6 protein-coding genes are annotated in these 11,494 nt (G+C 44.1%); all 6 read left to right on the top strand.

Going from position 1 to position 11,494, the window contains the following annotated elements; genetic code table 11:
* Positions 1–41: 41 nt before the first annotated feature.
* The 6 genes from AB1S55_RS02610 (at position 42) to AB1S55_RS02585 (ending at position 10,875) form a co-directional block, all read left to right on the top strand.
* Entirely contained in the window at positions 42–2,369 is a 2,328-nt protein-coding gene (locus tag AB1S55_RS02610; protein WP_370980230.1) for an agarase, read from the top strand.
* A 776-nt stretch (positions 2,370–3,145) separates the two neighbouring features.
* Complete coding sequence (locus AB1S55_RS02605) at positions 3,146–4,417, top strand: family 16 glycosylhydrolase (protein ID WP_370980229.1); 1,272 nt, start codon at positions 3,146–3,148, stop codon at positions 4,415–4,417.
* 62 nt (positions 4,418–4,479) lie between these two features.
* The gene (locus AB1S55_RS02600) at positions 4,480–6,216 is read left to right on the top strand and encodes a sodium:solute symporter family protein (protein ID WP_370980228.1); all 1,737 of its coding nucleotides are present in this window, start codon (positions 4,480–4,482) and stop codon (positions 6,214–6,216) included.
* On the top strand, positions 6,206–7,417 hold the full coding sequence (locus tag AB1S55_RS02595) for a glycoside hydrolase family 117 protein (RefSeq protein WP_370980227.1): 1,212 nt from the start codon (positions 6,206–6,208) through the stop codon (positions 7,415–7,417). Before AB1S55_RS02600 ends, AB1S55_RS02595 begins: the two co-directional genes overlap by 11 nt.
* Positions 7,410–8,582 carry a glycoside hydrolase family 117 protein gene (locus AB1S55_RS02590; RefSeq protein WP_370980226.1) on the top strand — a complete coding sequence of 391 codons (1,173 nt, stop codon included), beginning with the start codon at positions 7,410–7,412 and terminating at the stop codon, positions 8,580–8,582. Before AB1S55_RS02595 ends, AB1S55_RS02590 begins: the two co-directional genes overlap by 8 nt.
* Before the next feature lie 4 nt (positions 8,583–8,586).
* Complete coding sequence (locus tag AB1S55_RS02585; RefSeq protein WP_370980225.1) at positions 8,587–10,875, top strand: FAD-dependent oxidoreductase; 2,289 nt, start codon at positions 8,587–8,589, stop codon at positions 10,873–10,875.
* The last annotated feature ends 619 nt before the right edge of the window (positions 10,876–11,494 follow it).

Below are 11,494 nucleotides of genomic sequence, written 5' to 3'. Positions count from 1 at the left end.
AAGACACTAATGCAGTGTTAATAAAGTATTTGAGAATAACAATGACAGCAATAACTAAAAGGGTATTAACGGCCCTAGCGATCGTATCCATTCCCGCTACAGCACTTATCTTTTCTGCATGTTCTGGGAAAGAAACGGCCAAGACCGTGCAGGTGGCCAGTCATAAGAAGCAGGCAACGCTGTTAGATTTTGAAAGCGGTGAAGATAGCAAGAGTGTATCTTTAAGTCATGCGACGGCGAAAATAATTAAAAACGCCAGTGGCCACGCTTATGATATTCATTTGGCGAGTTCCGAGGTGGATACGGCCTCTTTCTCTTTGAAGCCTGTTAAGCCTTGGGATTTTTCTCAAGTAGAGCACCCTAGTCTTGCCGTTGATCTTTATAATCCTCAGAGCACGTCAACGCACATATATATCTACGTCTATGACAGTGCGGGCAATTTCCATTTGCGTAATGTTGTGGTGCCGGCTGAGTCCGATCTGAGTTATTTAATTGAATTAGATGTTCCTGCGCTACAAGTAAATACAGGTATGCGAAACAACCCTGCTAGCTGGCAGGGGGATTATGTGCAGACTATTTGGCGTGGTGGCAATAAAGAAGGCTTAGACACTTCGGCAATCACTGAAGTGGCCATTAAGGTTATGGCTGTACCGGATGATAAGCGTTTAATTCTTGATAATGTACGTGTGCTCAGCCAGCAGTTCGTGGAAGAGCATTATTTGCACGGTCTGGTGGATCAATTTGGGCAAAATGCCAAGATTGACTTCCCTGATAAAGTACACAGTCTTGATGAACTGCTTGAGATCTCTAAGAAAGAGCAAGCGGCCCTACGTGATAAGCCACTTGAGGGGCGCTCCAAATATAATGGCTGGTTAGCGGGTCCTAAACTTGAAGCGACGGGCTATTACCGAACTGAAAAAATTGATGGTAAATGGTCTCTGGTTGATCCCGAGGGCTATTTATTTTGGTCTAACGGCATTGCCAATATTCGTATGGCGAATACCTCAACCATCACCGGTTACGACTTTGATCACAGTCTAATTCCTGAACGCAAAGCTGATGACGATACCCCAGAAGATTCTGTTGGTTTGAATCGTGTGCCTAAACAGGCGTGGCCAACACGTAAAGTAAGTTCAGAGCTTAGGGCTAATATGTTTACTTGGTTGCCTGATTACAATAGCGAAGAGGCAGCTAGTTTTGGTTATCGCCGTGAGGTTCACATCGGCGCTATAGAGCGTGGTGAAACTTTCAGTTTTTACCGCGCCAACCTTGCACGAAAATTTGGCACGCAGGATGAGCAGGCGCTGATGAGTCAGTGGCGTGATACGACGATTAAGCGTATGCACACTTGGGGCTTTACTTCTTTTGGCAACTGGGTCGATCCAAGTTATTACCAAATGGATAGGCTTCCGTATTTTGCTAATGGTTGGATTATTGGTGACTTTAAAACAGTGAGCAGTGCTAATGATTATTGGGGGCCGATGCCGGATCCTTTTGACCCAGTATTTGGCGAGCGAGTTAAAGCGACGGTTAAGCAGATTGCCGACGAGGTTCAAGACAACCCTTGGTGTGTGGGGGTGTTTATCGACAACGAAAAAAGTTGGGGCACTGAGGGCAGTCCGGCTCTTCGTTACGGTATTGCGATCAACGGTTTAAAGCTTGATGCTGCACAGAGCCCATTAAAAGCGGTGTTTGTCGATAAAATGAAGGCGAAATATAAAAACATTGCCAGCTTAAATAAGGCGTGGGCTGTTGACGAGGCATCGTGGGCTGATTTTGCTAAAGGTCTTGAGCTAGAGAGTCTCGATAATAAGGCCTTACTTGCCGATCTATCTGACTTGTTATTTATTTATGCCGACTCTTACTTTAAGCAGGTTGATGCCGAGCTAAGTAAAGCTATGCCTAATCATATGTATATGGGGCCTCGTTTTGCTCACTGGGCAATGACACCAGAAGTTAGAGCCGCTGCCGCTCAGTATGTGGATGTGATGAGTTACAACTACTATCGCGAGTCTATCAATGATGGTTATTGGGCCTTCCTAGAGGATTTGGATATGCCGAGCATTATTGGTGAGTTCCACAATGGTTCTATGGATTCTGGTTTGCTAAATCCGGGTTTGTTGCACGCTGAAGATCAAGCGGATCGCGGCCGTAAATATCAAGACTATGTATACAGTGCACTCGATAATCCTTATTACGTAGGTACACATTGGTTTCAATATATCGATTCACCGTTAACGGGTCGTGCTTATGATGGTGAGAATTACAACGTAGGTTTTGTAGCGGCAACCGATATCCCCTATCAACCTTTGGTTGATGCCGTTACCGAGCTCAATGAAACGCTTTATGAACGCAGGTTCGGTGAATAAATTGGCAGGATACGCTGCTCATTGTGGTGCCATGGTTTGGTGCTCGAGGGCAGTGTTTTATTTGTAGTGTGGTCGTGGGTGTTTAAGTCGATCTATTCAGGGACGCCGTAAATATATCCCTATAGGCTTCGCTTCGGTATCCCCACCTCAGAAACCCTTTATAGATCGACTTAAGCGCCCACTTTGCTGTCTAGCTCTGACTCTATTATGGAGGACCTTGTGTGGTGCGTTGCAGCCTGCTGTAGGGCGTTGCTTAGTTTTGATTGTTGGGACTTCGCTTTATTCTCAGTGTAGTCGAGGGTGTTTAAGTCGATCTATTCAGGGACGCCGTAAATATATCCCTATAGGCTTTGCTTCGGTATCCCTACCTCAGAAACCCTTTATAGACCGACTTAAGCGCCCACTTTGCTTTTCTAGCTCTGGCTCTATTATGGAAGACCTTGTGTGGTGCGTTGCAGCCTGCTGTAGGACATTGCTTAGTTTTTATTGTTGGGATTTCGCTTTATTTTCAGTGTGGTCGTGGGTGTTTAAGTCGATCTATTCAGAGGCGCCGTAAATATATCCCTATAGGCTTGCTTCGGTATTCCTACCTCAGAAACCCTTTAAGCGCCCATTTTGCTTTTCTAGCTATGGCTTCACTATGGGGTACGTCTGCTGTGATTAGTACTAGCCATTTCGTGCCTTAAATCACTTTAGCTCAATAGCTCCCTTATTCTTTGTGTCAATTAGAGAAGTCGAAACACTAATAAAAAAGTAAATAAGCGGAGCGCCATTTAATGAGCACTAAAACCTTAACAGCACTGGCTTTAGTTGGCTTGAGTTTAAGTGTTAATTTTGCCCAAGCAGACAAGCAAAGCATCGACTTAAGTAACTGGGATCTAGAGTGGTCTGATGAGTTTAACTATGCCGATAAGCAGCTTGATAAGAACTGGGTTAGTCAAAATGGCGCTACCGAAAACCCATGGGTCTTAAGCAGCCGTTGGCGAGATAATGCCAAGGTCGAGGATGGTGTTTTACATTTGTTGGCCAAAAAAGAAACTCGCATTGACGACAGCCAGCCTTGGACGACGGGTAATATTTGGTCTAAACGTGCCTTCCATTACGGCTATTACGAAGCGCGTATGAAATATGCCGAGGCTTACGGCACCAATAACAGCTTCTGGTTTTGGCCCAAACAAGGTGTCAAAGAGGGGCAAAAAGCTTGTGAAATTGATGTGAACGAGGGGCACTACCCAAATATCATCAATAGCAATATCCATAACTGGACAGATACGTGGACTTTGCCAAATGGCAAAAAAATGCATCACGATAACCAGTTACATCACACCTTAGATGGTGATCCGGGTCATCACCTTACCCTTGAAAAACCTATTAAGACGAAAAAGCTGCGTTTAATCTCAAGTAACCCATCTTCTTTGCATATTAGTGAGTTTAGAGTCTTTGCCCCGTCGGATAGCTATCCCAAAGCCTTAGACGCAGAGTACGACAGTACATTAGTGAATCACGCACTTGCGAAAGATACCTCACTAAAAACAAATGGTATTTATAACAAGCTTCCGTCAGAAGAGGCGTTCGCCATTGATGGCCGCATGGAAACACGGTGGGTGTCTAAGAAAGACGGTCCCAAACTGTTGGAATTAAACTGGGATGAAGCCAAGGAAATTGGCGCTGTACAGTTTGCTAATGGTTGGTTACAAGAGTTTGGCGCTGAAAAAGGCAAGTATCGAAACCTAATTGCCGACTACAAAATTCAATATCACGATGGTAAAGATTGGATCGAGCTAACAGAGTTTGATGCCGCGAAAGAGGTATCAGATTACGCAACTCAGTGGCATGTCTTTGGCCTGCAGTGGGATGAAGATTATTTTCGTTTTTATAAAGACGGTGAGCTTTTTCACGAAATGCGTAACGATGTTTGTTTTAGTGAGACCACCATGCTTTTCAGTTTAGCGATTTTAAAAGTGGATATAGCAGGGCCAGTTACCGATGCCATTGATGGCACGAGTATGAAAGTTGACTGGGTGCGTTATTACACCCCTAAAGATTAAACCTTGGATGTTGCGCCCGAACCGTTAGGGGAGGGCGATTTTTTTAATAAAGAAGAATAATTATGGGTAGTATCGATCTTGGCGTCATCGCCATTTTTACCATCTTGGTTGTTGTTTGCGGCACTAGCTTTTCATCCTCCGGTAAGAATATGAGTGGGTTTTTTGCCGCCGGAGGGGCATTGCCCTGGTGGATGAGTGGCCTGTCTCTATTTATGAGCTTTTTCTCGGCGGGTACTTTTGTTGTTTGGGGCTCTATTGCGTACACCTCGGGTTGGGTCGCAATAACGATACAGTGGACCATGTGTATTGCCGGTTTATTAATCGGATTTTTTATTGCGCCTCGTTGGCAAAAAACAAAAACCTTAACCGCTGCACAATATATTAAAGAACGAGTAGGTGGATCCGTTCAAAAAACCTACACCGTTATTTTCTTAAGCATTGCCACTTTCTCTACAGGCGCTTTTTTATACCCTGTTGCGAAAATAGTTGAGGTCAGTACGGGCCTTCCTATAACGCTAACCGTTGTGGCGCTAGGTATTATTATTCTGCTCTATACCGCTGTGGGCGGTTTATGGGCGGTTATTGTTACCGACATACTTCAGTTTGTTGTTTTAACAGCCGCAGTATTAATTGTTGTGCCTCTAGCACTTGATCATGTAGGTGGCTTTTCTACTTTTGTTGAAAAGGCTCCAGAAGGTTTCTTTAACTTAACAAACGGTGAATATACCTGGACCTTTATTTTTGCCTTTGGCCTCTACAATCTTTTCTTTATTGCTGGTAACTGGGCCTATATTCAGCGCTACACCAGCGTGGCTTCACCGCAAGATGCCAAGAAAGTAGGTTGGTTATTCTCAGCTTTGTATTGTATTAGCCCTTTGGTTTGGATGTTAGCTCCGATGCTTTATCGTACGGTTAACCCCGATCTAAGTGGTAATGCTGATGAAGGCGCTTATTTGTTGATGTGTAAAGAGGTGCTGCCTGTCGGTATGTTGGGTTTGATGCTAGGCGGTATGATTTTCGCAACCTCAAGCTCTATTAACACTGCCTTAAATATCACAGCGGGCGTCTTAACTAACGATGTATATCGCTTGTTTAAACCTCAGGCATCAGAAAAGTCGATGGTGTTTTTTGGTCGAATGGCGACGATATGTCTGGGTATGGTAACGATAGGGGTTGCTCTATTGGTGCCATTAATGGGCGGCGTTGTTGAGGTGGTGATGACGATGGCGGCGCTGACTGGCGGTGCGTTATTTTTACCGCCAATTTGGCTTCTTTTTTCTAAATATCAGACCGGTCGAAATATCTTAACCACCAGTATTGTGACCCTTAGCATCAATGCTTATTTCAAGTTTTTATCGCCTGTACTGTTTGACTTTAAGCTTGATCGAGCCGAAGAAATGTTACTTGGTGTATTAACGCCCGTTGTTATCCTTACTGTGTTTGAAGTTATTGCGCGTAAGCGTGGTGTGCCTCAGTGTTATAAAAACTATGAAACCATTGTTGCTGAAAAGTTAGAAGTAGAGAAAGTTTCTGAGCTTAGCGCGGATCACGAGGGTGATAATTATCACGGCGTAAAAGTGATTGCTATGGGCATAGGCGCAACAGGCGTGATTATGCTATCCCTATCGGCGGTTGCTGAAAAAGGCGCGTTGGTTGTGGCGTCTATGGGCGCTTTAATATTACTTGTAGGTATAGCCTTGCTTCTAAAGAACAGGTCCAATCAAAAGAGCAGCGCCAATCAAAAAAACAGTGCTAATCAAAAAAACAACTTGGTAGGTGAAATAACAAATGCCAACTAAGACAGAGTTTAAGTCATTTCCTTGGGATATTCCCCAGAGTAAACCGGACAGGCCTTTGAGTGAGGCGATGGAGCGTATGTACGACAACTACTTAAGTCCGCGCCCTGAAGACAATGATCTATTTACTAGTTTTAAGTACACAAAACTCGAAGGCTTAGATTATGGAGGGCATGACGGTTGTATTAGCCGTCGTGACCCTTCGAAAATAATTAAAGCCAATGGCCGTTATTATGTTTGGTATACCAAAAGGCATACTGAGCTTCCTCCGCGTGGTGCGCAACATTGCAGTGACACTGTTCCGTCTACGGATTGGGACCTTGCCGATATTTTTTACGCCACCAGCGAAGATGGTTTTACTTGGCAGGAGCAGGGTGTTGCTATTAATCGGCCAGATAAACCTACGCTTGGCTGGCGCTCAGTAGCAACGCCAGACATTCTTTGTTGGCAAGGGCGTTATTACCTCTATTATCAGACTTTTAATGAACCAAGCATGTTAAAGGGGGATAACTGCCCTGTCGCTATGGCCAGTGCGGATAGCCCAGACGGACCTTGGACTCGAATTGATAAAGAAATTATCGAAAACGGAGAGCCAGGATCTTGGGATCAATATTCCATTCATGGCCCGTCGTTATTAGTCCGTGATGGAAAGATTTTTCTTTATTATAAAGCCGCTTTTGGCGACCGACCTGAATACCTTTGTGTTAATGGTTTGGCTATTGCCGATAACCCTCTAGGGCCTTTTGAAAAACACCCCTTAAATCCCATATTAAACTCGGGGCACGAGACAACGTATTTTCCGTTTAAAGAAGGCATTGCTGCTTTTGCCATTCGCAATGGTAATGAAACTAATACGATCCAATGGTCAGCCGATGGTGTGAATTTTAAGATTGCCTCTGTCACACAAATGATGCCCGTTGGTGCCAAAGCTTATAATCCAGAGGCCTTTATTGATACTAAAAATGGTAAAGGCATACGCTGGGGCCTATGTCACTTTGCCGATAAAAAAGATCCAACAACTAAGCATAGTTATTTAGGGCGTTTTGATTGCAACCTTGTACAGGGAGGCAGCAACACAGATATGAAAGAAACCGATGTGATTCACGCGCCGGAAGTATTTTTTGCACAGAGTTTGAGTGAAGAGCAACAGTCTCAGTGCCGTCAGCGTGCTATCGATGAGCTAAGTGAGGTTAGCAGTGAGTAAGCTAGAGCAGGGCGCTTTTCCCTGGGATATTCCACAAACGAAACCCGACAGGCCTTTAAGTGCGGCGATGCAGCGTTTATATGAAAATTATCAAACGCCTAGGCCCGAAGATAATGATTTATTTTCAAGCTTTAAATATACCCGCGTTGAAGGCTTAGATTATAGCAACAGCGACGGCACTGTAAGCCGCCGAGATCCTTCCAAGATCATTAAAATTGATGGTTTGTATTACGTTTGGTACACCAAGCGCCACACGCCGTTACCGCCACGTGGTGCGGAACAATGTACAGATGACATTCCATCTATGGATTGGGATTTAGCGGATATTTTCTACGCTACAAGTAAAGATGGCCTACATTGGCAAGAGCAGGGTGTCGCAGTAAAACGGCCAAGCAAACCTGAGCTCGGTTGGCGTTCGATTTCTACGCCCGATATTCTTGTTTGGCAAGGCCGTTATTATTTGTATTACCAAGCCTTTATGGAAGCCAGCGGTACTAAAGGCGATCATTGTCCAGTGACAATGGCTTGGTCTGATAGCCCACGAGGCCCTTGGACAGCGACAGGGGAAATCGTTGTAGAAAATGGAGAGCCGGGTAGCTGGGATCAATTCTCCATTCATGATCCATACCTATTGGTTTATAAAGGTAAGATCCATCTGTATTACAAGTCAGCTTATGGTGACAGACCCGATTATCTTGTTGGTAATGGTTTGGCGATAGCAGATAACCCACATGGCCCTTTTGAAAAACATAGTTTAAATCCGATTTTAAACTCGGGCCATGAAACGTGTTATTTCCCTTTTAAAGAAGGTATCGCAGCCTTAGCCATTCGCAACGGTAATGAAAGTAATACGATTCAATATAGTAAGGACGGAGTGAATTTTAATCTCGCGTCCGTTACACAGCTTATGCCTATCGCGGCAGGCCCTTATATTGCTGATGCGTTTGACGATACTGGCGACGGTATTGGTATTAGTTGGGGGCTAAGTCATATGGCTGATAAAAAAGACCCAACAACGAAATACAGTTTTCTAGCTCGTTTTGATTGTAACTTACTGCAAAACAGTGAGAAGAATGATTGTCATGAAACCGATGTGGTTCACGACCCAGAAGTCTATTTTGCTCAAGCTTTAACTGCCGAGCAGCGTAAGAAACGTGGAATTTAATTAAATGATTATTGAAAAATTTAGCGGTCTTGCCCGCTCAAACAAAGAGCAAGAATTAAATTGTGATTTTGTCGTTGTTGGTGGTGGTCTTGCCGGTGTATGTGCAGCCATTAGTGCAGCGCGAGCAGGCTCTAAGGTTGTATTGGTTCAGGATCGACCTGTACTTGGTGGTAATGCATCAAGTGAGGTTAGATTGTGGGCGCTAGGCGCCACTTCTCATATGGGTAATAACAATCGTTGGTCACGCGAGGGCGGTGTGATTGATGAGATCATGTTAGAAAATCTTAAACGTAACAAAGATGGTAATGCTCTTATTTTCGATACCGTCTTGTTAGATAAAATTTATGCGGAAGAGAACATTACCCTGTTGTTAAACACCAGCGTTTATCAGGTTAATAAAAAAGATGAAAACAACATAAGTAGTGTTGAAGCCTTCTGTAGCCAGAACTCCATACACTATAAATTGTCTGCCCCTATATTTTGTGATGCCAGTGGTGATGGTGTCATGGCCTTTGGTGCTGGTGCGGCCTTTCGCATTGGTGCAGAAGCCCGCGAAGAGTTTGGTGAATTACTGGCTAACGAAGAACCGAGTCAAGATTTACTCGGTCACTCCTTGTTTTTCTACAGCAAGCGTATGGATAAGCCTGTGAGCTATACCGCGCCGGAATTTGCATATAAACACGAAGACATAGCGGCAATTCCCCGCTGTAAAAATATTCACGGTGATGACAGCGGTTGTAAATTCTGGTGGCTAGAATACGGAGGCATACTCGATACCATTCACCAAAGTGAAGATATTAAATTTGAGCTGTGGAAAATCGTTTACGGTATTTGGGATTACATTAAAAACAGCGGTAAATTTGAAGATGTAGAAAACCTAACTCTAGAGTGGGTGGGCACCGTTCCTGGTAAGCGAGAGAGTCGTCGCTTTGAGGGCCAGTACATGCTCAAGCAGCAAGATATTGTTGAGCAAACGCAGTTTGATGATGCTGTGAGCTATGGCGGTTGGGCTATCGATATCCATCCTTCCGAAGGTATTTACAGCGACAAACCTGCTTGTTCACAATTCCATTCTAAAGGTGTGTATCAAATACCTTATCGTTGTTTTGTAAGCCGTGATATCGAGAATTTGTATTTAGCTGGCCGCATTATCAGTGCAAGCCATATGGCTTTTGGTTCAACTCGAGTGATGATTACTTGTGCTCACGGTGGTCAAGCCGTGGGTGAAGCTGCAGCGCTGTGCGTTGAAAAAGAGCTTAAACCTGTGGATTTATTAGCCACAGATAATATGGCTGAATTACAGCAGCGTTTAATGATAAATGGCCAAGGTTTGGCGGGTGTTGCACTGGATACTAGTAACAACTTGGTTGCGCAAGCAAGCTTAAGCGCTAGCAGCACCTTAGCCTTGGCCGGCTATACTGCATCTTCAGAATTTTTATCGCTTGAGCAGAGTATTGCTCAACTTGTACCGCTGAGTGAAGGTCAGGCCCCTTCGCTGTCTTTAAGTGCCCGAGCTGATGAGGGCACCAGCGTGCGCTGTGAATTACGCATCAGCTCCAAAGCCGAAAACTATACACCAGATGTCACACTTGCGGTGATTGAGCTAGAACTTGAGGCCGGTGAGCAAAACTTACATGCTGATTTTAGCGGCGTAGAGTTAGCGCAAGATGCTTACGCTTTTATTTGTTTTATGGCCAATGACAAGGTTCAGTTAGCCACTTCGGAGCAGTTAATTACAGGCACGATGAGTGTACTTAATAAGGTTCATAAAGCGGTTAGTAATGATGGTAAACAGCGTGTACCAGAAAACTCTGGTCTTGAAGAGTTTGAATTCTGGACGCCCGAGCGCCGCCCTAAGGGCCAGAACTTAGCGCTGCAATTTACACCCGCGCTCAATGCCTTTGAGCTTGATTCTCTTAAAAACGGCCACTTACGACCTTGGCTAAAAAGTAATGCATGGGTTGCCGATTTTAGCGATAAACAGCCTAAATTAGAGTTGCGTTGGCCGCAGCCTGTTGAGCTTAAAGGCTTGAAACTGTTTTTTGATACAGACAGTGATCATGCACTTGAAACCGTATTAATGCAGCATCCTGAAACACAAATCCCATATTGCGTGCAGAACTATCGAGTGCTATTGGCCGATGGCAGTGTCGTTTGTGAAAAGCGGAGCAACTATCAATCTATTAACACTCAGCTATTTGATAAGCCTATTAATACAGACTATCTAGCGATCGAACTGGAACACCCCTCTGCGACGGTTCCGGCTGCTTTATTTGAATTACATATTTTATAGTTTGCTCAATATTGAGCCAGAGAGGGGGGAATCATCATTCGTCCTCTCTGTTTGTGCACTTTATATTTACTCCCTTCTATGCGTTTTTCTTGTTTTTTTTAAGCAAGTCTTCACAGTTCGCATTTTGCAAAAGACGACGCTAATTGCGTATTTACGTCAATTATTTGTAATTCTTTAGTATGGTTTTTACTTGCCTTTAGTCTTAATTGGTCACATGGCATGCTATGCCTTTTTTGCTTATTCCAAAATGATATATGCACTCTATTTATAACTACATTTGTGAATTTTAAATAATAAGGCTTATGGAATTGAGAACTGGGTTCTAAAAATTGGCGCTTTAGTTGGGGCTTTTTGTGTAAACGATTACATTTATGGGCGAGTGTCTTATACCTAAATAAAAACTCATACTCGACGCCATTGTTAAGAGGTCTAGTATAAGGCCTGATCAAATTTCTTTTATCGTTGAGGTGCGGTGTTGCTTCGGTGGGATTAGAAATGTTCACGCGGTAATACACCATGCTTTGCATGTACCGCATTAGCCAGCTAGCAGCATAAAAATAAAGGAAGGCGAGCTGGTAAGGAGTCGGACACCGAGCTCTCGGTGAGTGGAGAAGAGGTC

This window comes from Agaribacterium sp. ZY112, assembly GCF_041346925.1.
GTDB lineage: Bacteria > Pseudomonadota > Gammaproteobacteria > Pseudomonadales > Cellvibrionaceae > Agaribacterium.
Note: the sequence above shows the minus strand (reverse complement) of the source record. Positions and strands in the feature narration are given on the sequence as shown.